Source organism: Bradyrhizobium sp. CCBAU 53338 (assembly GCF_015291665.1).
GTDB lineage: Bacteria > Pseudomonadota > Alphaproteobacteria > Rhizobiales > Xanthobacteraceae > Bradyrhizobium.
The window spans coordinates 721,074-744,932 of the sequence record NZ_CP030048.1 but is presented as its reverse complement, the minus strand read 5'-3'; the positions used below and the strand labels follow the sequence as shown (position 1 = coordinate 744,932).

The 23,859-nt window shown below is 59.2% G+C and carries 22 protein-coding genes and 1 pseudogene; 8 read left to right on the top strand and 15 right to left on the bottom strand.

Going from position 1 to position 23,859, the window contains the following annotated elements:
* Nucleotides 1-6: 6 nt before the first annotated feature.
* Together modB and modC are read left to right on the top strand one after the other, a co-directional pair.
* On the top strand, nucleotides 7-702 hold the full coding sequence (modB, locus tag XH90_RS03565) for a molybdate ABC transporter permease subunit (protein WP_194479241.1): 696 nt from the start codon (nucleotides 7-9) through the stop codon (nucleotides 700-702).
* 2 nt (nucleotides 703-704) lie between these two features.
* Nucleotides 705-1,367: a molybdenum ABC transporter ATP-binding protein gene (gene modC, locus XH90_RS03560; protein ID WP_194479240.1), complete on the top strand. Its 663-nt coding sequence runs from the start codon at nucleotides 705-707 to the stop codon at nucleotides 1,365-1,367.
* 42 nt (nucleotides 1,368-1,409) lie between these two features.
* Here the strand turns inward: modC and XH90_RS03555 are convergent, their stop codons facing one another.
* Both XH90_RS03555 and XH90_RS03550 read right to left on the bottom strand, forming a co-directional pair.
* Nucleotides 1,410-1,670: a PepSY domain-containing protein gene (locus tag XH90_RS03555; RefSeq protein WP_194479239.1), complete on the bottom strand. Its 261-nt coding sequence runs from the start codon at nucleotides 1,668-1,670 to the stop codon at nucleotides 1,410-1,412.
* Between the two features lie 205 nt (nucleotides 1,671-1,875).
* A complete protein-coding gene (locus XH90_RS03550; RefSeq protein WP_194479238.1) occupies nucleotides 1,876-3,669 on the bottom strand; it encodes a potassium/proton antiporter in 1,794 nt (597 codons plus the stop codon).
* Nucleotides 3,670-3,893: 224 nt separating this feature from the next.
* Here XH90_RS03550 and XH90_RS03545 point away from each other — a divergent pair, with 224 nt between their 5' ends.
* Nucleotides 3,894-5,204 (top strand): mechanosensitive ion channel family protein, encoded by a 1,311-nt coding sequence (locus XH90_RS03545; RefSeq protein WP_194479237.1) that lies wholly within the window; start codon nucleotides 3,894-3,896, stop codon nucleotides 5,202-5,204.
* 127 nt (nucleotides 5,205-5,331) lie between these two features.
* Entirely contained in the window at nucleotides 5,332-6,150 is an 819-nt protein-coding gene (map, locus tag XH90_RS03540) for a type I methionyl aminopeptidase (protein WP_194479236.1), read from the top strand.
* A 20-nt stretch (nucleotides 6,151-6,170) separates the two neighbouring features.
* Here map and XH90_RS03535 read toward each other — a convergent pair whose 3' ends face one another.
* The 3 genes from XH90_RS03535 to XH90_RS03525 all read right to left on the bottom strand — a co-directional run bounded on the left by XH90_RS03535 (nucleotide 6,171) and on the right by XH90_RS03525 (nucleotide 8,373).
* Entirely contained in the window at nucleotides 6,171-7,076 is a 906-nt protein-coding gene (locus tag XH90_RS03535; protein ID WP_194479235.1) for a sigma-70 family RNA polymerase sigma factor, read from the bottom strand.
* 77 nt (nucleotides 7,077-7,153) lie between these two features.
* Nucleotides 7,154-7,594 (bottom strand): antibiotic biosynthesis monooxygenase, encoded by a 441-nt coding sequence (locus tag XH90_RS03530; protein ID WP_194479234.1) that lies wholly within the window; start codon nucleotides 7,592-7,594, stop codon nucleotides 7,154-7,156.
* 182 nt (nucleotides 7,595-7,776) lie between these two features.
* Nucleotides 7,777-8,373 (bottom strand): bifunctional transcriptional activator/DNA repair enzyme AdaA, encoded by a 597-nt coding sequence (locus XH90_RS03525; RefSeq protein ID WP_194479233.1) that lies wholly within the window; start codon nucleotides 8,371-8,373, stop codon nucleotides 7,777-7,779.
* 102 nt (nucleotides 8,374-8,475) lie between these two features.
* Between XH90_RS03525 and XH90_RS39740 the strand changes: the two are divergent.
* Both XH90_RS39740 and XH90_RS39735 read left to right on the top strand, forming a co-directional pair.
* A pseudogene (locus XH90_RS39740) lies at nucleotides 8,476-8,706 on the top strand (EamA family transporter); the annotation flags it as partial.
* Between the two features lie 121 nt (nucleotides 8,707-8,827).
* On the top strand, nucleotides 8,828-9,739 hold the full coding sequence (locus tag XH90_RS39735; protein WP_194479232.1) for a site-specific integrase: 912 nt from the start codon (nucleotides 8,828-8,830) through the stop codon (nucleotides 9,737-9,739).
* A 117-nt stretch (nucleotides 9,740-9,856) separates the two neighbouring features.
* Here XH90_RS39735 and XH90_RS03510 read toward each other — a convergent pair whose 3' ends face one another.
* Together XH90_RS03510 and XH90_RS03505 are read right to left on the bottom strand one after the other, a co-directional pair.
* Nucleotides 9,857-10,198: a DUF3768 domain-containing protein gene (locus XH90_RS03510; RefSeq protein WP_194479231.1), complete on the bottom strand. Its 342-nt coding sequence runs from the start codon at nucleotides 10,196-10,198 to the stop codon at nucleotides 9,857-9,859.
* 9 nt (nucleotides 10,199-10,207) lie between these two features.
* A complete protein-coding gene (locus XH90_RS03505) occupies nucleotides 10,208-10,450 on the bottom strand; it encodes a hypothetical protein (RefSeq protein WP_194479230.1) in 243 nt (80 codons plus the stop codon).
* A 762-nt stretch (nucleotides 10,451-11,212) separates the two neighbouring features.
* Between XH90_RS03505 and XH90_RS03500 the strand changes: the two genes are divergently transcribed.
* Together XH90_RS03500 and XH90_RS03495 are read left to right on the top strand one after the other, a co-directional pair.
* Nucleotides 11,213-12,187, top strand: a complete 975-nt coding sequence (locus tag XH90_RS03500; protein WP_194479229.1) for a hypothetical protein — start codon at nucleotides 11,213-11,215, stop codon at nucleotides 12,185-12,187.
* A 55-nt stretch (nucleotides 12,188-12,242) separates the two neighbouring features.
* Nucleotides 12,243-12,710, top strand: coding sequence for a hypothetical protein (locus tag XH90_RS03495; protein ID WP_194479228.1), 468 nt, complete (start codon nucleotides 12,243-12,245; stop codon nucleotides 12,708-12,710).
* On the opposite strand, the gene XH90_RS03490 is transcribed toward XH90_RS03495, so the two are convergent.
* The 8 genes from XH90_RS03490 to XH90_RS03455 all read right to left on the bottom strand — a co-directional run bounded on the left by XH90_RS03490 (nucleotide 12,698) and on the right by XH90_RS03455 (nucleotide 23,778).
* Complete coding sequence (locus tag XH90_RS03490; RefSeq protein WP_194479227.1) at nucleotides 12,698-14,785, bottom strand: tetratricopeptide repeat protein; 2,088 nt, start codon at nucleotides 14,783-14,785, stop codon at nucleotides 12,698-12,700. The genes XH90_RS03495 and XH90_RS03490 overlap by 13 nt on opposite strands.
* Nucleotides 14,786-14,956: 171 nt before the next feature.
* Entirely contained in the window at nucleotides 14,957-15,823 is an 867-nt protein-coding gene (locus tag XH90_RS03485; protein ID WP_210348714.1) for a hypothetical protein, read from the bottom strand.
* A 143-nt stretch (nucleotides 15,824-15,966) separates the two neighbouring features.
* The gene (locus XH90_RS03480; RefSeq protein ID WP_194479225.1) at nucleotides 15,967-18,348 is read right to left on the bottom strand and encodes a hypothetical protein; all 2,382 of its coding nucleotides are present in this window, start codon (nucleotides 18,346-18,348) and stop codon (nucleotides 15,967-15,969) included.
* A gap of 816 nt (nucleotides 18,349-19,164) precedes the next feature.
* Nucleotides 19,165-19,332, bottom strand: coding sequence for a hypothetical protein (locus XH90_RS03475; RefSeq protein ID WP_194479224.1), 168 nt, complete (start codon nucleotides 19,330-19,332; stop codon nucleotides 19,165-19,167).
* Nucleotides 19,333-19,490: 158 nt separating this feature from the next.
* Nucleotides 19,491-20,366, bottom strand: a complete 876-nt coding sequence (locus tag XH90_RS03470; RefSeq protein WP_194479223.1) for a replication-relaxation family protein — start codon at nucleotides 20,364-20,366, stop codon at nucleotides 19,491-19,493.
* A 215-nt stretch (nucleotides 20,367-20,581) separates the two neighbouring features.
* Nucleotides 20,582-22,657, bottom strand: coding sequence for a type IV secretory system conjugative DNA transfer family protein (locus XH90_RS03465; protein WP_194479222.1), 2,076 nt, complete (start codon nucleotides 22,655-22,657; stop codon nucleotides 20,582-20,584).
* A 48-nt stretch (nucleotides 22,658-22,705) separates the two neighbouring features.
* On the bottom strand, nucleotides 22,706-23,383 hold the full coding sequence (locus XH90_RS03460) for a hypothetical protein (RefSeq protein ID WP_194479221.1): 678 nt from the start codon (nucleotides 23,381-23,383) through the stop codon (nucleotides 22,706-22,708).
* A gap of 2 nt (nucleotides 23,384-23,385) precedes the next feature.
* Nucleotides 23,386-23,778, bottom strand: coding sequence for a hypothetical protein (locus XH90_RS03455; RefSeq protein ID WP_194479220.1), 393 nt, complete (start codon nucleotides 23,776-23,778; stop codon nucleotides 23,386-23,388).
* Nucleotides 23,779-23,859: the final 81 nt, after the last annotated feature.

Genomic DNA, 23,859 nt, shown 5'->3' with positions numbered 1-23,859 from the left:
GACTTGATGCTCGACATCTCTCCCGCCGAATGGACGGCGATCCTGCTCTCGCTCAGGGTCGCCGTTGTCGCGACGCTGGTGGCAACGCCATTCGGCATTGCCTTGGCATGGCTGCTCGCGCGCAAGGATTTTTGGGGCAAGTCGGTGCTCGATGCCGTCGTGCATCTGCCGCTGGTGCTGCCGCCTGTCGTCACCGGCTATCTGCTGCTTCTGACTTTGGGCCGCCGCGGCCTCGTCGGCAGCTTCCTCGCCGATCATCTCGGCATCGTCTTCGCCTTCCGCTGGACCGGTGCGGCGCTGGCCTGCGGCGTGATGTCGTTTCCGCTGCTGGTGCGCCCGATGCGGCTCTCGATCGAGGCGGTCGATCGCCGGCTCGAGCAGGCTGCCGAAACACTGGGAGCCGCGCCTTTCAAGGTGTTCTTCACGGTGACGCTGCCGCTGGCGCTGCCCGGCGTGCTCGCCGGCATGGTGCTCGGCTTCGCCAAGGCGATCGGCGAGTTCGGGGCCACCATCACCTTCGTCTCCAACATTCCCGGCGAGACCCAGACGATTTCGTCGGCGATCTATTCGCTGATCCAGACGCCCGATGGCGACGCCGCCGCGGGGCGGCTGGTGATGATCTCGATCGGGCTCGCGATCGGCGCGCTGATATCAGCCGAATGGTTCGCCCGCCGCGCCACGCAGCGCCTGCACGGGAATTGACCATGCTGCGCGTCGATGTCGAAAAACAGCTCGGCGAATTCTCGCTTCACGCCTCGTTCTCGAGCGAAGGCCGCGTCACCGGCCTGTTCGGCGCCTCAGGCGCCGGCAAGACCTCGCTGATCAACATGATCGCAGGGCTCCTGCGGCCCGACCGCGGCACCATCGTCATCGACGGCGAGACCGTCGACGACACCAAGGCCGGCATTCACGTGCCGACCTGGCGCCGCCGCATCGGCTACGTCTTCCAGGACGCGCGGCTGTTTCCGCATCTCAACGTCGCGCAAAATCTCGACTATGGACGGCGGATGAACCGCCTTGCAGCCGATCCGGCGCAGCACGCGCGCGTCGTCGAGCTGCTCGACATCGGCGCGCTGCTCGATCGCCGCCCCGGAAAGCTTTCGGGGGGCGAACGTCAGCGCGTCGCGCTCGGCCGCGCGCTGTTGTCGAAACCGCGTTTGCTGCTGCTCGACGAACCGCTCGGTGCGCTCGACGAGGCCCGCAAGCTCGAGATCCTGCCCTATCTGGTGCGGCTGCGCGACGAGGCCAATGTCCCCATGGTCTATGTCAGCCACGACGTCGCCGAATTGCGCCAGCTCGCGACCCAGATCGTGATGCTCCGGCAGGGCCGCGTGACGTCGTTCGGCGGGGTGAAGGTGCTGACGTGAGGCGAAGCGGATCGCACTTCGGCGACCCGCTTCGCTCTTCGCTCACCAGCCGCGATCGACGTTCCGCACATCTCCTGTTCGCGCGTCGACGTCGACCTCCATCCAGCGGCCGCTGCGATCGCGGCCCTCGATCTGCCATTCATCGCCGGCGAACTCTGTGTGTGAAATGGTCATGACGCCGATGTCGGTGGCGACATCGAGCGCGCCCTGCATCGAGATCTGATCGCCCGTGTCATAGGCCATCGCCGGTGCCGCGGATCCCAGACCGATCGCGACGATGGCGGGCAAGATGAATTTGCGCATGGATTGCTCCTGTCAGGTGCGTTGACCGTTACGCGGCTAGAACGGATAACGCCGCGAGACGTTCCGGAACCCGGCGTCACGAAGCCGCGCAAATCTTCGGCGGTTGCGGCGATTTGATGACGGTTGATCCGTGTTCCGTTCCCATGCGTAAGGACGCCGCGGATCCTGGCTTTCGCCAGGACAACATTGAGGAAACAGACGTGCCCTAAACCCCAGCCACCGACGTCCATAGCTCCGCGAGCTTCTTCCGCAGCGCCTGCCGCCGCGTCAGTGGCGCGGGCGTCTCGTCTTCTTCCGGCAGGCGCAGGCCGACGACGTTGACGCGGCCGCCGGAGATGCTGCGCGCGACCAGCACGATGGAATCAAGCGCGAGCTCGGCGCCTTCCTTCGGCGCGCGGTCGAGATGGACGTCGAAATAGTCGGCGAGCGTCAGCTTGCTCTCGTCCTCGCCGACCTTCACGCCGTAGATCTCGGCGAGCTCGGCGAGCGTGTGCTCGCCTGACACCATGAAGTCGCCGAGCAGATGCGGATCGGGCGCCGAGCTCGGCTGCATGTCGACGAAGAAGCGGTCGAGCGCCTCGGCCTTTTCGGGCGGCGCCAGCAGATAGATGTAGTCGCCGGGCGCGACCGGGTCGGCTTCCGTCGGCGTCAGGATGTGCTCGTTGCGGATCACCAGCGTCGGCTTGGACCAGGACGGGATCAGCCCGCGGCGGAAATACAGACTCTTGGGCCGCACCGCGTAGCCGACGAGCTGCTGCTCGAGCTGGCCGGGCAGATCCAGTTCGATGCGGCGCGGCCCGCGCTCCGTGCGCGGCAGCGCGACGTGCAGCTTGCGCGCGGCGGGCGCCAGCGTCCAGCCCTGCAGCAGCAGCGAGATGATGACGACGACGAAGGCGACGTCGAAATAGAGATAGGCTTTTGACAGGCCCACCAGCATCGGGATCGAAGCCAGGAAGATCGCGACCGCGCCGCGCAGGCCGGTCCAGGCGATGAAGATCTTTTCGCGCCAGTTGAAGCGGAACGGCGCAAGGCACACGAACACCGCGATCGGCCGTGCCACCAGCATCAGCACCAGCGAGACGGCAACCGCGGGCAGCACGCTGGAGCCCAGCCGGCTCGGCGAGACCAGGAGGCCGAGCAGCACGAACATCACGATCTGCGCCAGCCAGGTCGCGGCATCCAGGAACGCCACCACCGAATTGTGCGCGCGCGTCGGCCGGTTGCCGATGATGATGCCGGCGAGATAGACCGCGAGGAAGCCGGAGGCGTGCATGATCTGCGAGCCGCCGAAGATCACGAGCGCGGCCGTGGTCACGAACGGCGCGTGCAGCCCCTGCGGCAGCGCGACCTTGTTGAGCCCGATGACGACGAGACGCCCGCCGATGACGCCGACGACGGCACCGAGCACCGCCTCCTGGACGAACTCCATCACCACATGGCCGGGCGTGCTCGAGCCCAGCGAGATGTACTCGACCAGCATCAGCGTGAGGAAGATCGCGAAGGGATCGTTGGTGCCGGATTCCGCTTCCAGCGTCGCACCGACGCGCGGGCGCAGGCGCAGGCCCTGGGTGTGCACCAGCAGGAACACGGCGGCCGCGTCGGTCGAGGCGACCACCGCGCCGACCAGCAGCGACTCCGCCCAGTTGAGATCGAGCGCGAATTTCGCGAACGGCGCCGTGATCAATGCGGTCAGGAGCACGCCGACGGTCGCGAGCATCAATGAGGGCGCGAGCACGGTGCGGATGCTGGCAAAGCGCGTCTTCAGCCCGCCGTCGAACAGGATCAGGGCCAGCGCCACCGAGCCGACCAGATAGGTCGTGCCGACGTCGTTGAACTGGAGCTGACCGGGACCGGAATCGCCGGCGAGCATGCCGATCGCAAGGAAGACGAGCAGCAGGGGCGCGCCGAAGCGCAGCGCGAGCAGGCTCGAGAGGATACCGGCCATGACGAGGACGGCGCCGAGCAGAATGGCGATGCTGAAGGAGTCGAGGGAAGCCATCCACCTTCCGGGTACAAATCGTTGGAATTGCATCCTTATCGTCGCCACACCGGCGCGCCAACCCATTTTCGGCCACTCGCGGCAATCTGCCCGTATTTTGCGGCCTTAACGCGCTTCGCTTCGCGGTGTATCGATGGCCCGGCCGCAGCCTTTGTGGGATTCTGCGGCGCTTTCGAATCAAATCCTCCCGCCTGCTTCCCGACGAGACTGACGAGACCCGCCCGATGGACCTCAAAGACTTCATGGAGTTCGTGCAGACCACCGCGCGCAGCGTCGGGGCGGAGATCTCCTCGCCCTGGTTCTACCTCCAATTCGGGCTCATTCTGGCGGCGGCCGGGATCGCCTATGCGGCGGACGCCGCCATTCGCAACCGTGTCGACATGACCTCGGTGGCATTGCGCTGGCCGCTGCCGCTCCGGCACTTCGCCCGCGTGATGGTCGCGAGCGCTTCGACGGCGGTGTTCACCCTGCTCGTGATCGTCTCGCGCGTGGTGATGTATCATTCGACCTGGCCCAGCCGCAGCTATCTGCTGATGGTCGCCGCCAAGCTCGGGCTCGCCTGGCTCGCGATCCGGCTCCTGACCTCGGTGCTGCGCAACGCCTTCTTCGTCAGGCTGGTGTCGATTACGGCCTGGTTCGTCGCTGCGCTGTCCATCCTCGGCCAGCTCGACACCACGGTCGATCTGCTGGACTCCTACGCCATCGTGCTCGGCGGTCTCAGGTTGACGCCGCTGCTGGTACTCAAGGCCGGCGCGCTGCTGATCTTCGCGCTCTGGCTCACCAACATCGCCAGCAATTTCGCCGAGAGCAAGATCAACTCGACGACCGATCTGACGCCGTCGGTCCAGGTGCTGCTGATCAAGATCATCCGCATCGGGCTGCTCGCGGTCGCGATCGTGATCGCACTCGGCACCGTCGGCATCGACCTCTCCGCGCTTGCGGTGTTCTCCGGCGCGGTCGGCGTCGGTATCGGTATCGGCCTGCAGAAGATCGTCGCCAACTTCATCTCCGGAATCATCCTGCTCGCCGACAAGTCGGTGAAGCCGGGCGACCTCGTCACCATCGGCGACAATACCGGCCGCATCAGCGCGATGAAAACGCGCTATATTTCCGTTGCCGCCGGGGATGGCCGTGAATTCCTGGTGCCGAACGAGGACCTGGTGACGCAAAAGGTCGTCAACTGGACCTATACCGACAAGAACACGCTGGTGAAGATTCCCTTCGGCACCAATTACGACGCCGATCCGAAGCTCGTCTGCAAGCTCGCGATCGAGACCGCCGCCACCCATCCGCGCGCCCAGAAGGCCAAGCCGCCGAACTGCATCCTGACCGAGTTCGCCGAAGCCGGCATGAAGTTCTCGCTGACCTTCTGGCTTGCGGACCCCGACGGCATGGACAACGTCAAGAGCGACGTCATGCTGGCGCTGTGGGAGGCCTTCAAGCGCGAGGGCATCCGGGTTCCCTACCCGGTCCGCGAAATCCGGGTCCGCGGCGGCGCGCTGCCGGTCGAAACCACCGTAGAAGTCCCGAATTGAGCCCGCTTTCGAGCGCATGCCGGGTAAGCTCGACTTGCATGAAGTCCTGCAATCATTAAATTAGGGCCTGAAATCAAGCCTTTCAGCCCCGCCGAGACCGGGCCCACGCCCAGAAGACAATATCCGCATGAGCTACGTCGAAGCCACCGATACCTCCCTGCGCAAGACCGGACAGATCAAGCTGCATGGGCCGAGCGCCTTTGCCGGCATGCGCAAGGCAGGTGCTTTGGTCGCGAAGTGCCTCGACGAGCTCACCGACATCGTCGCACCGGGCGTGCCGACCGATCGCATCGACGAATTCGTCCGCGAGTTCGCGTTCAGCCATGGCGCCTATCCGGCGACGCTGATGTATCGCGGCTATCGCTACTCGACCTGCACCTCGCTCAACCACGTGGTCTGCCACGGCATGCCCGGCGACCGTCCGCTCAAGGAAGGCGACATAGTCAACATCGACGTCACCTTCATCGTCGACGGCTGGTACGGCGATTCCAGCCGGATGTATGCGGTCGGCCCGATCGCGCGCAAGGCCGAGCGGCTGATCGAGGTGACCTATGAAGCGATGATGCGCGGCATCGCCGCGGTGAAGCCCGGCGCCACCACCGGCGACATCGGCCACGCCATCCAGAGTTTCGTCGAGCCGCAGGGCATGAGCGTGGTGCGCGATTTCTGCGGCCATGGTCTCGGCCGCATGTTCCACGACGAGCCGAACATCATCCATATCGGCCGGCCCGGCGAGGGCGTGCAGCTCAAGCCCGGCATGTTCTTCACCATCGAGCCGATGATCAATCTCGGCAAGCCGCATGTGAAGATCCTGTCCGACGGCTGGACCGCCGTGACGCGCGACCGCTCGCTGTCGGCGCAGTTCGAGCACTCCGTCGGCGTCACCGCCACCGGCGTCGAGATCTTCACGCTGTCCGAGCGGCACGGCGAGAAGCAGATCGGCTGATCCGCTGCACCTCGGCGAGGTCAGTCCAGCGTAAACAATTCCGCGCCTTCGATCGCGTAGTGCGCGAACAGGAAATCCCTGATGTTGACGATGCTGCCGTTCTCCCAATCGAGGAGCACGAAGTAGCGCGGCGGGCCCGACGGGTCCTGCGGATCGAACATGATGATCGCAGGCCGCCGGTCGACGAAGCCAGGGACGCAATGCCAGGGGCTGGTCTGCGCATAACGCCCGAAATACTCCCCGACGTCGCGGCGGCCGGCCCGGCGCGTCCGGTTGACCATTTCCAGCCGGACGTCGTCGGCCAGCATGTCGCGCAGGGACTCGAAATCGCGCGCGTTGAAGCGCTCGACATAGTGCATCAGGCGGGCGCGCTCGGCCGCCTCCAACTCGGGAGGCCTGACGTCGCCGGGTTCCTCCGCTAGCTCGCGAAGACGTACGCGGCCGCGCTGCAGCGCGCCCTTGGTGGCCGGGACGCTGCGGCCCATGATCGCACAGACCTCGTCGACGGAATAGCCGAGCACGTCGCGCAGGATCACCGCACCCCGCTGCGCCACCGGCAGCCGCATGAAGGTCTGCAGGCTCGCGGTGACGATCTCTCGTTCAGTCACGGGGCTGGTCAGGGCGGCCATCATATCCGGATCTTCGTCGGCGTGAGCGGCGGTGTGGCGCGCGCGCCGGCGCAAGAAGTCCAGCGCGGCATTGTGGGCGATGCGAAACAGCCAGCCTTCCGGATTGTCCAGCGGCTCGGTCCGCGGCGCGGCCTCGAAGGCCTTGAGCAGCGCTTCCTGAAGCACGTCCTCGCCGTCGACGACGGAACCCGTCATGCGCGCGCAGTAACGATGCAGCTGCGGGCGCATCTCCACCGCAAGACGCTCGAGAGCCTCAAGGGCGGTCTGTCGGACCGCCCCCGCGCCGTTGCTCGTCATATCATCCGCCAAGCAGGGTCTCCCGTCATCGATGGGCGTGATACGTCAATCGGGATCGCGACGCCATCAGCCGAAGGTCAGGCATGATTGACCTCGACGACCTCGCACAGGATCGTCTCGGCCTTCGCTATGGCGGCAAGGCGCTGGACGTAAGGCGCGAATTTCGGGTCCTTGCGGAAGCTCTCGATGTCGCCCGCGCTCTTCCATTGCGAATAGTTGATCGCGCGTCCGCCGTCCTTGCCGGCGTGAACGCTCGACGAGATGAAGCCCGGCTGTTTGCTGAAGAAGGTCTCGATGCCCTCCTTCAGGAGCCGAACCAGCTTTTCCTGGTTGTCAGGCTCGACCGTGAAGACGTTGACGAGGGTGGTGATGTCGCTGCCGGTGCGGATGGTAGCTTCCATGTTCGAACTCCTGGTCTGGCTGTGGCACGGGACGATTTGAGCGGTGAGCACGACGCCGGCACCGATGCCGGTGACGAGGACCGCACGACGCGATGGCGTGGATTTGATCTCTGACATCGAGGTTCTCCTTTGAACTCTGCTGGCCGCTCGTTGAGGCCCTCAGCGCAGAGACGAACGAAGAGGTGGAAAGGAAACGGTGGATGCAAAAATTTTTTCGCCTGGTCACGCCGCGCATCTGAGCGGGGTGGGACAGCCCATTTGGAACCGTGCTGCCGATTATCTCCGTAAGGCGGGGCGCCCTACCGCCGACGCCGGAACGACGATGGCGGCCGCTTGTAGGTCGCGGCAAAGGCGTCGTTGAAGCGACGAACGCTGCCAAAACCGGCGGCGAAGGCGATCTCCGCCAGGGTCATGTCGGTCTGGTCGATCAGGCGCTTGGCTTCCTGCACGCGCCGGGTGGCCGCGATGTCGCTGGGGCTCGCACCGGCATGGCGCAGGAACAGACGCAGCAGATGGCGCGGCCCGACGCCAAGAGCCTCGGCAAGTTCCGCCATGGAGGCCCGATCGAGAAAGCCGTCGTCGATCAACCGCATCCCGCGCGCGACGGTGGTGGCCGTGCCCAGCCAGGCCGGCGAGCCCGGCGCGGTTTCAGGCCGGCAGCGCAGGCATGGACGAAAGCCGGCGCGTTCGGCGGCGGCTGCGGTCGGGTAGAAGGTGACGTTCTCCGAGCGCGCCGGACGCACCGGACAGACCGGCCGGCAATAGATCTTCGTCGAGCGAACACCGGAGAAAAACAGGCCGTCGAAGGCGCGCGCGCGTGCCAGCCGCGCCCGGTCGCAGGTCTCCCGGTCGAGATGCGGTGGCAAAGCTTGCCGTTGCATTGATCCCGTCGTCATGCCCTGACAATAGGTTCGATGCAGCGCATGGAGTAGCCGAAATCGGACTCGATCGGACGATCAGGTCCGAATTCAGCCAGCCGGCGCCGCCGCTTCCTGATCATGCTGCCGGCAAATTCCGGAGCAGACCGCATGAGCACGCAGGCCGAGCAGGCACCTTCCGCGCAAACCACCCTCGCCGGCGAGATCGGCCTCCTACTGCTGCTGTCGCTGATCTGGGGCAGCTCGTTCACGCTGATCAAGGTGGCGATCCCAACAATCCCGCCGTTCACGATGGTCGCGGTGCGCGTGACGCTCGCGGCCATCCTGCTGCTGCTCATTGCAACCGCGCAGGGACACGCGCTGCCTCGCCAGGGACCTGTCTGGGCTAGCCAGAGGAGAGCAGACAGGACCTCGGGAGCATTCCAAGGATCAGGGCTTCTCCGACTTCGCTCGAACATGGTTCGACCACTATGTGAAAGCGAACAACAAGTTCTCGGAGCAGCGAGCAAAGGAAGCCATTTTGCGGCTCAGCTTGATCCCCTTTTTTGGGAATATCCGGCTCGGCGAAATCACCCCACATCAGTTGGAGCAATACAAAGCAAAACTAATCGCACAGGGGATCTCGGGCAAGACGATAAGGAATCGACTAACGGTGCTCCACAAATGTCTGTCCTGCGCGTACGAATGGCTCGAACTGAGGGGATCACCTCCAAGAACGAGGTGGCCAAGATGTCCGCCTTCCAAAACCGACTATCTATCGCCAGACGAATGTGAGCTGCTGGTCAAACATGCGGATGGAATTGTGCGCGAAATGACCATAACCACGCTTCGCACAGGCATGCGGCAGGGAGAGATCAAAGGGCTACAGTGGTCGTCCATAGATTGGGAAACCAGAGTGATCGCTGTTCGACATTCCTACTGTGACATTCGCAAGATCCTCGACACACCAAAGAGCAACAAGGAGAGATATATTCCAATCGATGGCAATATTATTGAGATGCTTCACGCACGCAAGCAAGCGTCCGGATTCGTGTTTTTAGACGACAAGAGGCCATTCAACAGTCCGCGCTTAAATCTCCGTTTGGCCAAAACTTGCCAAAGAGCGGGGTTGCGCAAAATCACATGGCACGCTCTGCGTCATACCTTCGCGTCGCATCTCGCTACGCGCGGGGTCCCACTCAATGTGGTGCAGACACTCTTAGGGCACGCAAGCATCATGACCACCATGCGATATGCCCACGTAGCTCCCTCCACCCTCCGATCCGCGATAGAAATGTTGAACCCGAGATACGGGATAAATGGAAATGTTGGGCAACCGGTGGTCAACCGCTGGATCGAAGACCAAACAAATTGGCACCCACGCGACGAGAAGCTGGCCGCATAAAGCGCTTAGTATAACCTATACGGTCCGACAGGCCTTCCGATGGTCCCCACGACGGTGCTCCTCCTGCTGGAGCATCATTCCGCCGTGTCTAGATGGGAGGCGGTGCTTCTTGCTCTATCAGTACTCACTGGCAAGCATCAGCGTAAGCACACGCGTTGTTTGTCTGGGATCGCTCGGGTCCGCCGAGCCGAATTCGCAGCGCTCATCGTAGTAGTCTATCTTCCAGAAGAACGTCCGATTGCAGAGCTCAAAACTGCCGAAGTCGTGCTCTCCGCGAGGATCGTTGCCCACGTCGAATTGATCGAAGGCGGCGACAAGCTGTAATGCTTTCGCCTTCACCATTTCCGGCAGGCCTTCGACACCGCAGGTGGTGAGCACCATTCCGCCCGCGAAACTACGGCGGAAGGCATCGTTGAGCTCTCGAATCCGAGCTACATGTTCTTTGCTCCGTGCATCCATAGTGGCCTCCTAAATGAGACCGGCTAGGACGAGCACGGAGACCATGGTATTGCCGCTGCACTTCTCGCAGTAGCCTTCTTCCTGATCTGACTCCAATCGATCGATGTGATCGCAGCCCTCAGTCATACAGATGGCCGGGCACAGGTTGTCGGCCACTAGCAAGACAAATAGGTCGTCGATGGTCGCGAAGCCTTCTGCCTCGCAGACCATCATGAGCTTTGCGCCCTTTGTCGAAAGAACAATGTCGGACATGAACTCCTCCTCGCTGCCAGGACCCGAAAATTCAGGTGCTGGAGTGCGGGGCGGAGAACTACCGTATCTATCTGAAGCTGATGATTGATGGGGTGCCAAGCCTGCCGTTCAGTGCACGAACTATGCCCGACTTTCAGCTCGCGCGCCTCGCGAGCTGAAAGTCCCCTAGCAGCCGCTCTATCTGCCGCAAATTGCTACGTAATCGGCAGCCGCCTCGCTGGGTAACCGCCTATTCAGGGGGCTCTTACCGGTATACAAATCGCTTGGTATCTAAGCGCGGAGGGGGCGAGGATGCTGTGGAGATTGGCGGGCACTTTCTGCTCTGCATTGTTCTTGTTCTGCGCAAACGTTCAAGCACAGTATTATCCACCAGGACTTTGCGAGTCCGTAGGGGCCGTTCCTGTTCCTGGAGGTGGCGGCACCGAGTGCCGATGCCCTGATGGGTCGCTTGCTAGTCTAGGTGTGCAGTGCGGGGGCGGCGGCATGACGCCGAGACCACAGCAACTACAGGGACACTATTGCCCTTCGGGGGGCACCTGTCCGATTGGCACTACATGCTGCGGAAACCAATGTTGCAACCAAGGTAATAAATGTAGCTCGTCGTTGACCTGCATGCCGCAAGAAGCGGACGATTGCGGGGGAGGACAATGGTGCAATGCAGGAACGCATTGTTGGAGAGCGCCCGTAAATATTGGATCGATACGGCAAGGTGAGCTGCAGTGTGTAACGTCATCGCAAGCTGCCGATCTGCACCGGGCTCTCATGGAACAACTCGCAGCGGACCGCGCCCAAAAGCTAGCCGATGAAGATAGAAAGCGAGAGCGTGACGAGCAGCGACGCATCGATAGTAAACGAGCCGAGCTACAAAAGCAGGAAAGCGTCACACGACGGCAACTTGAGCAAGCAGCAGCTTCGCAGCGGCGAGCGAACGAGCAGCTCCTGCGCGGGGCCGAGCAACTGAGACAGCAGCGCAACCTCAATGCGGAGCGAGTGCGGAGCGCGGCTCACGCTCCCGATAGCTGCACAGTCAAACAAATCCAAGCTATCGCAAATGGGACGGATCCGAACAAAGCCTGTGGCCTTCAACCAGCTGGAGGCGCGCAATCGCCCGGCAACACACCAACTCCCCAAGACAAAAAGTCGAACGATCAACTCGAATATCTACGGCGCAACATAGTGCGCCTGCAGCCTGACGAGCGAAAGATTGCCCTACCAGCACCAAGCCAATCTAATCCGCCGAACTTCGCCGTATGTTCTACCTTCCCCGGTGGTCGTTGTCCTACCGCCGATGAATCTGCGGCTGCGCAGGCGCAACGTGCAGAGGAAGAGCGGAAGGCAGCAGCTCAACGAGCGCTGGAAGAAGCCCGCAAGAACGAGGAAGCGCGTAAGGAGTGGGAGAGACGTCAGGCAGAGCAAGCCGCAGATGCGAACAAACGAAAAGAGGACGCCGCGAAAAACGCTCCGATAACACAAGTCGAGCCATTTGAGGATTGCGGAGGGGGACTACTTAAGACTCTGGAGCGAAGCGCGAGGCAGGCACAGTGCGCGATGAAAGGTGGAGGAACCTATTGTACGCGGGGCACCCGATCCCGCACCTGTACACCACAGTATACTCTCGGCATCCCGACAAAACCGAAATGCGATGATTGGAAAATCGTGACCCAAGAAGATTTCTGCAAGGCCGATCCGCCGATGCAAGGGCCTCCACCAAAGTGGTGCGATGTAAACAAGTGTTAAGTGATTTTCCACAGAGCAAGGCTACTCAGATACGCTGCGGTGATACAATGCAGCAGTGGCTACAGCAATCCTTCGGTTCAGGTGGCTTCGAGCTTTCGGGTCCATCCTCATCTACTACGTGTGCAACGCCTTCGCCTACAAACTTGGTTACATCGTAGATCACTTTTTCTATTCTTCTATGGGCACAGGCTTTGTACCTGTAGCACTCAGCATTATCGTTGGGCTCTGCTGGTGGTTGGCACTCCTGGCCATCTGCGCGCTCTGGTATTTCGCTGGTGCAGAGGCTGGTGCATGGGAAGGTGCGATCCTTGCCATAGTAATCTTTGGAGGCATTGTCTTCCTTGCCACCCTGGAGAATGAAGTGCGCATGTTGATTGGGCTTCCTGTCGAAATTCTCCATGTGGGCGAGGCTGCACTCCAATGGGTGCCGTTCGTACTGTTGTTTGCTGCCTTCGGTGCGAAATATAGGCAATTCAGGAGCCACTCTACGGGAGTGACGCATTCTAATTATTATTCCATTTGAACACGCATCGGCTGCCAGCTTTGCAGCTGTTCTATCCGTGAACGATATACCTCGGCAATGCAATCGCTATTGCGCTGGCATTGCCGGCGCTGTCGAAGCCACTCTCCCTGCTCCTGCTTCAGGCGGAGATTGTCTTCATTTCTCTGTAGGCCCTTTTTCAGCTGCTGATACGCGGCACTTAGCTCGCGGTCCAGGAACGCGAGCGCCCGATTGTCGCAGATCGCCAATTCATCTGGAGCGGATACCTTGTCGCAATTGAAGGTTGGCGAAAGCGCTGCATTTTTCGCGGGGGTGATTTCAGTGATCGAGGCTTGCTCTCGTGAGAGCTTTTCCAACCGGACAGAGGCTTCCTGTTCCTGCTTGGCTCGGACCATTCCTTCTTTCGCGACAGTATCCTTGGAATCGAGGGCCACCACCCGCGCATAGTCCTGCGCGGCACCTTCGAACTGGCCATTGATCTCCCGCGCCACGGCACGAGCGAGCAGCGCGTTTACGTTCTTACTGTCCAACTTTATGGCTGCATCATAGTCGCTCAGCCCCCGCGTCAGTTGTCCGGTGCGGCTGTACATCTCGCCTCGATACAGCAGAGCGTCTACATAATCAGGCTTCAGGGACAGCGCATCGGAATAGTCGGCAATTGCCAAGCCATAGTCTCCTCTGGCTGCATAAGCGTTGGCTCGTAGGACGAGTAGCTCCGGTTTCTTAGGCGGAACTTGAGTCGCTTTGTTGAGAAGCTCTATTGCTCGCGCTAAATCGGCGGACTGCAGCAGCTGAGCCGCCCTCCAGACAAGGAGCGAAGAGAGCCAATCAGTATTTGCCGAGCTCTCACCGGATCCTTTTACCGCTGTTTCGGCGTCCTGGATGGCAGCATCTAGCTTGTCTTGAGACGCATACTGCGCGCTTCGCTGCAGTCTTGCGTCAGTATTTGTCGGATCAATACGGATCGCCTCGGTAAGATCTTCAATAGCTGCATTTCGGTTGCTGTTTGCGACCGCTTCCGCCCTCACCTGATACGCGCCGCTCAGCCGCAGCTTGTATGTCGGATCGTCCGGCTGCAGATCAAGTGCTTTCTTGCGATCGGCAATAGCCCGGTCGAACGTTCTGGCTTTCATATTGGCGTCAGACCGGCGACTGTAAGCCAGCGCCTTGTCGCGATCGTTTAAACCGCCCTTCTCGATTATTGCTGTGCAGCCTATGATTATACGCTGCGGGTCGGTTGAGTTGCAGTCCTCAGCAGGGTTTTGCGATGGCGGCACTACGACTTCAGCAACAGCGCTGCGAGGAGCGAGCTTGTTAAGAACCGCGAGCCGTTCGTCGTAGGCGCGGCTTACGCATGCATCATCATCCTTGCTGCAAGCCTTCAGCTGTTTAGACCAGGCTTGCTGCTCAGCTCTAAGCACTTGGATACGTGCTCGATCGGCCTTCGACGCGACTAGCCCGTAGCGCTCCATTAGCTGCCGGTCTTTTGCCTGAAGTTCGCTATTTCGGCAGACGGGTGAATTTGATGAACAGTTCGGATAGTCTGCTTTTAGGAACCTTTCTCCGTTGAAAGCAAAATTGCTTCCCTCTCCCAATGCGATCCGACGGCTCACTAGCTCGATCAGCAACTTCACGGTGTCTCGTGGCCTTGTTGGAGTGATTGTTGGAGAGACATAGCTGTCTGGGCTGGGTGCGGAAAAACGTTGAACCGAGCCATTAAGAAAACTTGAATCTATGATTTGCTGGTATCCAGCACGAGTTGGACCAAAATAGATGACGAAACCGTTCTGCGAAGGCTTCAAGAGAGCGTAAGTGTAATTGCTCTGGGGGGTATGTTCTTCGACGAAGGCCTGTACTACAAAGCCATCATAGCCCTTGGCACGAAACAAACGTGCCCTTAGCAGCTCTCCGGGCGATACATTCGGCCAAAAAAGATCGTAGCCATCCGGCGTCTTGGCAATCCATAGAGCCTCCTTGCCCTCAACATATACGCCCGAGGACAGAGGGAATGCCTGCGGCAAATCTTTAGAAATATCGTATGGGCTTTGAATATTACACGCAGAAAGAAGGAGCGTTGACAGCCCAGCCCACACCATTGCGCCCTTTCTCCTCCAATCCATGCTGCCCCCCGCTTAAAATCGTCCTCTAATGACAAGCGATTGGATGTCCCGTCGCGGCTTATTGGCTTGGTAATATCACTCACCGCTCACTCGATAGCCGCTACTTCGTGATACGACTCGGTAAACCGGTCCACATCACTCCTCTCGTCAATTCGCGTCAAATTCAGTTCGCGTCATTGATTGTTGTTCTAGATTTCCGTTGGCAGACCCTTCAAGACTAATACTAGTCCCCAAAATACGATTGCCCTCTTTTCTGAAGCGCAGAGTCAAGGTTTTCTCCTGGCCCGTCGCCCCCTTGTCTCGTAGAAGGAAGAAACGCGTATCCGCGCCGAAGAGATCATTGCGCCCGTACCACTCGCTGCCGGCTGCTAGGCGAATTGAGTAGGTCCCGAGAGGCACCTTGGTCTCATACGACTGTCCTCCCCGCACGAAAATCCAAATCTGGTCATTGGCGTTGCTGACGTTCACCAACTTGGCCAAGTAGTTCGCTCCGTCCTTGGTTTTGATCGTGAAGGGCGCAATTGCGTATCTGCTGCGCCTTGGCACTAAGTCTCCGGTCGGTGGCAGCTGTCTACCAACAGGAGCCACGACATTCTTTTCCTGCGACGGAACTGAACTCTGCGCAGGCGCCGGAGCCAGCTCGGAGCGCGATATCACGGGGCTCGACTTCTTCACTTTTGAAGCCTCGGCTGGCGGCTCAATCTTGAATATGGACTCTATCCGCGGGGGGACCCTTACGGGGAGAGCTTCTTGGTAAGTTGGAGGTACCGGTATTAAGCTCTCAATTCTCGCGTTTTCGAGAATTTCGGCCGGCGACATGCGTTTTGTAGTCGTCGCTGTTGCCATTGACGGTGTACGGTGCGGTTCGATACTCTTGGATTGCCGAGCAGCGTTGTTGCTGACAAAGCTGACAAAGTCGACCAGCGCGATCGCTCCGACAATCGCAACAATTGTAAAGGCGATCGTTCCCGCTGCCCTCATGCGTGCCGGTCTGTCCGCACGACCCGACAGCAAGGGCTCTCCAGGATTGCTCCTTTCAGATTTGTCGGTGGTAGAGGAAGGTAGTTGTCCGCCGCAATTGCCGCAATTGAACCGGCCGGCGCTCAGCTGCCCGCATTTGCATCGAATGAGTTCAACCCTTCCCCTGTCCATCGTCGTCAGCGGCCTCGCAAACTTCCGCGCCGCGACCGGTAAGAGATCACAAATGCGCAGGCTAAAATTCCCAACCCTATCCAGACAACCATGTTGTTGCTGCGTTCAAAGGGACGCTGCTTCGCAGCCTTGGGCTCATTTTCGATCGGATAGTCGTCGAGACCTCGGCCAGCCATCACGTCGTTCGTGTTCGATGCGAGGCGAACCTGAGCACCCGAAATATCGCTAATAGAGAGTGAAATGAACTTTCGATCGGGATCACTGGCGATGGTCATACCCCCATTAATCGCGGACATGACAGTCTTGGTGATGGCCGTTTCGCCGACACGCATCGCAGTATCGGCGAATTGCTGTCCGGCAATAGAAACACCGCCGTTTACAGAAGCGGAGCGGATCGATCGCCCCTCGCGCCCGCGTTTCGTGGTGCTCCAGTAGAAGCCAACGGTCAAAAATAGCTCGCTGGGATGGTATTGTGGGAGCTCAACTGCCACCCTCTCAGCTGGCAAAAGTGGCTGCTCCTGTAGAGCGCGGCATAGCGACTGGTTTGCATCTACGATCTTAACGGCCGCCACATACGAACGAACTACATCCCGCAGAATTGCGAGTTCTTCGTACGCATCCGCATAAGTGTCGAACCGTTTCGTAACATCGCTCGCCAATCCATCTAGCCGGGGATCGTGGTCGGACAGATCCTTGTTAGATGCTGGGTCGTGTACCCGAACGAACATCTGGGGGGTGACCTGCGAAAGATCAAACACGTTTCCGTGCTGCACGACGTAGGAAGCGTTTTGGATTTTCTCAGTCTGCGAGCGAAGCAATCCGCGCGAAAGGAAAAGTGAGCGCACGGAAGCATCGTTAGGTAACGACGCCTGTGGCTCAAATGTTTCGCTCGACGACTGAGGAGCAACAATGTCGAACCAAAGTCGACTTCCACGCCATTCTGGGCGCTTACTCTTCTGGTCACTGTCAAGTTCGAGCAACCCCCTTGCCGCCGATTCTGTATCGGATGCCAAATACCCGGGAATGCGTCGGGCGCGAAGCTCTCCCGGACGAAGGATCGAAACACCAGAGGAAAGCTCCTTTAGCAGAACATCAGCCTTGTATAGCACTTCGCCCAAGCGGGTCTCTTTGAGCCACAGCGGTTGAAAAACTAGCTTCGACCGAAAATTTGGATATCCCGCCGAGAGCTCCTTCCAAAGTACGGGATAGTCTCTTAACGCAGATATCGTCTGCAATTCGATGCCGGCTGGTTCCCTCTTGCGCTCTAGACGAGCTGGAAAATCCGCTTTGATCCGATTCCAAAACTCGTCGGAGGCACGCTCACCTTGTTGGCTCCACAAAGCACCATCATCGGGATCGAGACTGAAGTACGGATCGTGATCAGTACACGCCGCGCGAAGAACGCTCAAAAATAATGCGGCATCCATTCCAGCCTGAGCAGCATGACCGGATAGAATGATTTTTCCATCTGAAACCGCTGCAGCGTCGAGGGAGACGCCAAGCGGCATGCGCTCCGCCGCCGCCCGCGATATGGAGACCCCTCCCGGGCGCGACGTTGGCGATACTGAAGATGGTTCGATTGTCGTTCTGGCGTTGCTCGCCATTTGGTGGCTGGGGATAGAGGCGGGATTGGATGCCCTCGGGCCGACCGCCTCCTTTTGGATTGCTGCACTTGTCGCAGGAGACAACGAAGTAATGCTGCTAGTCGAGTTGCCCTTCGACCCACTTCCTCCGCCCACTCCAAGGCCTGAGTTTGCGCTCAGCTGCTTAGCTTGATCCGTCTGCAATGCAGCGGTGACCTGATCCAACCACACGCGCGTTGTCGCGTTCTTTTCGAGGAGCGGACGGAAACCCCGCGGTGCGACTGTGTCCAGGACGCCCGCCTCGTACGCCATGATAAACCGAGCGCCAACCTTCGCCGCGTCCTGAGCGATCGTTGGAACAAGTATTGGCGTCGCCTTTCGGGCCCCAACCTTCGCCGCAGTCTCTACGATCGGTCCAGCTGTCTTCGCTGAGAACGATTTCTTGATAGCATCCTTCGCCATACCCTCGGCGACTGATGTGACACTTTCGATCTCTTTCCCCGACACCCTTTCCGAGATTTTCGCACCGAGGTGCTCACCCAATTTGCCGGCGGCAAGATCCATGGCTTCCGTCGCGCTGCGATCACGATAGCTCTTCAGGAGCGCGTCATAATCCGGCTTGAATTGAGAAAGCTCTCCCGCGACCCCGGCGATCACCATTGCGTTCACCGGATCAACGCCGGCGTGCTGCGCCTTCAAAAAGTAGGCGCCTGATGTTGTCACGTAGCGTTTGAGATCATCAATCGATTGCTTGAGGTCGGGATCGGTGGCGGCGTTCTTCAGGCCGGCCGCGTTCAGGGCCATCAATTTATCCGCCACGCGTCGCGCAGCCTGCATTGCAGCCTGATCAGACGGAGAAAGAACTGCTTCCGTCGATCCCGCGACGGTTTGCGATCTAGAAAATTGAGCGCTCGATAAACACGTCGTCGCGGCGATGATCGAGCTCAGCAGAAATTTCCTGAGGTGACTCTCTGTTCGCATCTACCTGCCACCCTTCAAACAATCAGGTGCGGTCAAACAATTATGCTTAAGTGCTATAATGAGCCCGTGGACATATACGCCAAATTCATGTGGGCCACGATTGGAGCGATACTACTGATTTCACCGATAATTTACGCTCTCCTCGAGCGTCACCGCCAACGCTTATTTGGGGCTTTGGCCGAAGAATATGGCTTGCGCTACACATTGTGTCAAATCCCGCCCTGGTCGTTCTATTTCGGAGGCCAAGCAATACCGCTACGGCAACTTTCCGGACAGCTTGCGGGTAAAGCGATTGTGCTCTCGGACGTGCTCACTACGGGATGGCAGCTTGGCTTTTTCGGGCTTCGCTACTTCTTTTATTTCCAATCCTCTTGGGGGCTGCGGACAGAATTGAGCGTCGACGGAGTGGATATCCCATTGCGAAGGCTGAACGCCCTGTCATCAGCTCGGTCCATCCGCAGGAAACTGGACGGCTTTACGACAACTGGCTCTTCCTAAAGTGGCGACCCGCTCTTCGCGCTCGTCCCCTTCCTCAGTCGATCACTGCATCATCGGGAAGCTACCCAGCAAGCAGGTCCCGAAGCTTCGATACGAGACTGATCAGGTTTGATAGTTCGCCCGCGTTGCCGTTGCAGGATACTAACCCGATCGGTTTCTGGAAGGCACGGACTGCTGCGAGCGCGCCTCGTCAAGCGCTCGCTCGATCAGGTAGCCGGTCTCCCCTTCGTCGATTTCATCGGCCAACGCGAGCGCATCCTCCAAATACCGGACGATCTCACCTCTTTTCTCCGCACGCTTATTCCCCATTTGCTTCTCTCTCAGCCAACTATCCTGTTTCCTCCTCCCGCCGATGCTCAAGGCTGGTTGAGAAAGAAACTCTCGGTTGGCGGTGCGGCCTCAGAGGCGATCGCCATCTTCCTTTTACCCGATAAGAACAGAATGGGAACGATACTGCAGGAGCCCGTTTACAATTCGACGCTCTCTCCTTTGCCACTGATCCACTGAACTGCGAGCGGACTGCCGGCCGCAGAGAGCATCTGTTGATCAGCAAAGAGAAACACGTTTGATCCTCTGCCCTGAGTCATTCTTCCAACAGCAGCAATCATCCGCTCGACGCGCTCCCGAGTTGTCGTAACGGTGAGCACCCGAAAACTTTCCAGCCCCAGCTCGGTCACGTGACATCGCCGCCGATACGCTTCCCAGTAGGTGTTCAACTTCTTGGAAAAATATGTGCGTGTGATGTCGCGATACCGCTCGACAGGCATCTCCCCTCTATCGATCTCAAGCATGAAGTAGGACTCAGTCCCATCGTCGTACTGAAGTCCAAATAGCGCATCAGGAACGACCGCGTTGCGCGTCAGCACGCCGTCGAGACGGATGCAGACCTCAAGTTTGACTTGGCGAGGTAGCTTCTTTCCGCGATTTCCTAGAAGTTCGCCCTGACTCAACAAACGCAGGTCTGACCGCTTCCGCACGGCAACTACGAGCGCGATCAAGAAACTGGCAACTTCGACAGTGTGCTGGACGAAGCGCCAGCCTGCCCCACGCTCTTTATCGATCCCGTCGAGCAATCGCCGCGGCACCTCTAGGCCGCCCGAACGCAATAGGTGGGCGCCCTTCCGGCTCAAACCGTATATCGTTGGCCGTGACCCCTCGTAAAGCATTCGGCTTGTGACTTGAGCCTCAGGCCGTTCGACATATCCATTCTCCCAAAGCGCCAGGAGCGATCGAGACACGTTCTGAGCACTGCCTCCATCAAGGAGCGCCAAGTCAGCGGTTGAGACAAGGCGGAAACGAGCGATGTTGCGCAGGAGCGCGATGTCTCTAGCCGTAATGCGCATTGGCCGAGGCATCTCTGGCCGCTCAAAGAATTGCCTCCGATTCCTAGTCATGTTTTTTTGCTGACCACCGGTTTGCTGCGTCGTTTGCATGGAAGCCAGAAAGGCAGTCGCGGTGCGTGTCAGGGGCGGCCGCAGGCCGCCGCCGAAGGCGGTCTGCGATCCTTGACACGCTTTGAGCGACTGCCGCAGCTTTCACCATGTAAAACGGCGGTTCGTTACGATTTTGGACTACGTTCCTTCTTGACGCGGAACGTCGTGGGCTCTTCGGCGATGCGCTCCAGCTCGATGCGCTCGATCAGCGACCGCTCGCGCGCCTCAACGCTCGCTTGCGCCTCTTCCGCTGGGAGCGCAGACGGACTTGCATCAAGCATCTCGCCCCGCAGCCTTTCGAACTCCTCGTTAGATAGAGCGCAGCTATGCACATGCGGGACGGTTAACAAAGCCGTTCTCATGCCGTCCGACCCCACGAAGCTAACAAACGCGCGGCCGGTGGTAAGACCTCGCAACGCCGTGGCGGCCATGTAGAGAACGTTTTCTTTGCTATGCATCGCCGATGGAAGGTCGCGCAGAATGGGCTTGAATGCTTCCTGCTGACCTTGCGCGTAGGAGCGCCCGCGCGAATTACCTATCCCTACCGATCTCGAATACTGCCTGGCAATGGATGTGGCATGCGTTTCAGATGAATTTGTCGACGTGCTGCGCGTGGACGAATGGCCTTGCGTGGACACGCGGCTCATCCCCTCGCTAGAGCTCTGTGTCAGGCTCTGCGCGTCAGATTGGGCCACACCGTCAGTATCGTGCACCTCAGTGATAATGGGAAAGAGGCGACCATCCGGCACTCTGTCGCGGCTTTGGCTCTTATTCACAGCTATCCCGGCCGTTTCAGATGCAGCGAAGCTACTTGAAGTCGTTGTTCCGAAGCTCTCGCCCGAGCTCGTGCCCTCTGAAAAGCCATCAGAGTGACCTTCCGAGTATGAATGCGATTCTCCGATAGTTATTCCCGTCGACCAAGAGCATGTCTCCGATATCGATTCTTGATCTGTCGTGCTTTGGCCTTTCAGATGCACCAACTCATGGCCCACCAACACGGGTTTGATCAGTCCCCTAATCGGCACCTCCAGGTCAAGCGGCATCACCATCTCAGCAAGATCTTCTGCTTCGCGCGGATCCTTCACGCGGAAAACAATCTTGAGATTGGTTGCGTTTCGGACGGCGGCCAGCATGTTATCGCTCTGCACTTTGAGCTGCTCCAACCACTGATGCGAGAGCACGACGCCAATGCCGTACTTGCGGACTTCGGCAAGTATGTTTTCGAGGTCGCCTGATAGGAAGCGATGGCATTCGTCAATGTAAAAAATGAAGGGACGCTCGGGAGACTTTCGCCGTCTGGCATGGAAGAAGATCGCGCGCGTGAGTAGCCGGCCTAACAGATCAGCATCATGCTCGTATACGCGTGATCCTCCGGACAAATTGCACAGGATAACGTGCCCTTCGTCCATTGCAGCTCGGAAGTCGATGGTTCGTTCGCTCTGCCCTACCATCGCACTAACGGCATGAGGACGGAGAAATCGCGCAATACGGTTGATCGGGCCGATAACCTCGACATCGAAATCCCGTGCCCGTTTCCTGTCCAGTGATAATTCGTGCAACCGGAGCAGCTCGTCACGCGCGTATCGATCGCAAACCGTTTTTGCTGCCCAAGCTCTGAACCCATAGCGATCATCACGGTCAAATAGGAGCGGCGCTTCCGCCAAGGTGAGACCGAGCTCCGCGAGGACTGTGAAGGTGACCGAAAGGACGCGCTCGATGGTCGGCTTTCCCGTCGTATCCTCCCCGCCCCATGCTTTAGAAAAGGCTTCTAAGGTCACGCCGGCGATCACCGACAAGTCGGTATCCGCATCAGGTCGCTCCAACGGATTGAAACCGACGGTATGCGAGGTCGCATCGGGATCAACCAGATGCACAGTCCGTGACTTGGCATATCCGGATTGGTGAAGCCATGAGATCAACGAACGATAGATGCTGTCCGGATGCCCCCCATGGGGGTCAATTACACAAACGCCGTTCCCATCGGCGATGTCTTGTTCGACGCAGGGCTCCAAGAATTTTGATTTACCTGATCCCGTCGTACCCACGAGGTGGGTATGTTCAAGCCGTGACCGGAGAGGCACTTCCAGCACTTCACCTTGCTGATCTCGACCAAGCACGAGAGCGGTCCGGTCGACAGCCCTTTGCGATAGCGCGGGCGGCAAAATATGAGGGAACAGTTCGCTAATTTCCCTCCGGATCACCAGCCGTCTCTCTCGTGCCCGGTCCGTTATCCTACTCACCGAACTGGCCTACTTTAGTCTGGTGGCCAGAAGCGTGTCAATTTGCGTGGTATTCAGCCCACTCGCCCGCATTTGCCTGCGAGCGTCGAGAAGTGCATTGGTGATTTCATCTGAGCTGACTTGCTCCGGTCGGCTACCCTCACGCGCAGTGCGATGTTCTCGAAGAATTTCTCGGCGCTCCTCGGCACTGAGCTCGATATCAAGTCGTTCGCACTGTCGTTTTTGCCATTCGATCTCATAGGCGCTGAAGCCATGCTCCCGCTGTGCTCGCAGAGCCTGATTGGCATCTTCGAGTGATGTCTCCGCGCGCGCTAGCTCCGCTGAACGCCGCATCCTCGCTAGGTCACATTCATGATTGAGTTCGCGCATTTCTTCCTCCCTTGCCGCTCTACGACGATAGCGATCGGCCGCAATAATTTCTGGAAGCTCCAAGAGACGCGCGCCCGCCTGCTGTCGCCTTATGTAACTATCGACAGCTTTCGCCTGAGCATCAAAAAGATCCGCTTCCGCTCGGGTGCGCTCACTTAAAGCCGTAAAAGCCCGTGTCTGATTATCGGCGTGCCATCTCGTGGCTTTGGAGCCAACGACACCGCCCGGGTTGACGGGCGGAACTACGACGAGCGCGCTCGCCTCCGTCCGCGGTCGCGGGATTGTACGATTCGGCGGAATGATTTCAATTTTGCTCATGATCAGCTCCGATCCCGCAGTTGGGACTTTCGCTTTTCGTGCGCAATAACTTCAGGAAGTTCATCGCGCTCCGCACGCTCTCGCATTTCGCGGATGTAGTTATCGATCTGCGTGGTCTCAGCATCCAACTCGCGTGACCTTGCGCGATACGCCTCAGCATCCTGCACGTAGTGCTCAGTCGAAAATGTTTGAGGTGCCGAGTTGGATGCGTTGATTATCGAGACCACTAACAAATAGACCAGTAAGACGAATACGATCAGCATCGTGCCAGGGCTGAGAACGAATCCGATCAGATCCCGGAGGAAGAGGATAATTGGGGGTTCGTCATAGTAAGAGTAGACCACTCCTGTCCTCGCGACGAGCCCGGGAAGTAAGAGATGAAATTCCTCAGGCATTGCGATAACTCCTCAATATGATGGCGATGCGCCAACGATCGAGGACTCTTCAAGGTGATGCAAAGACGGTTGCGCTTAGGA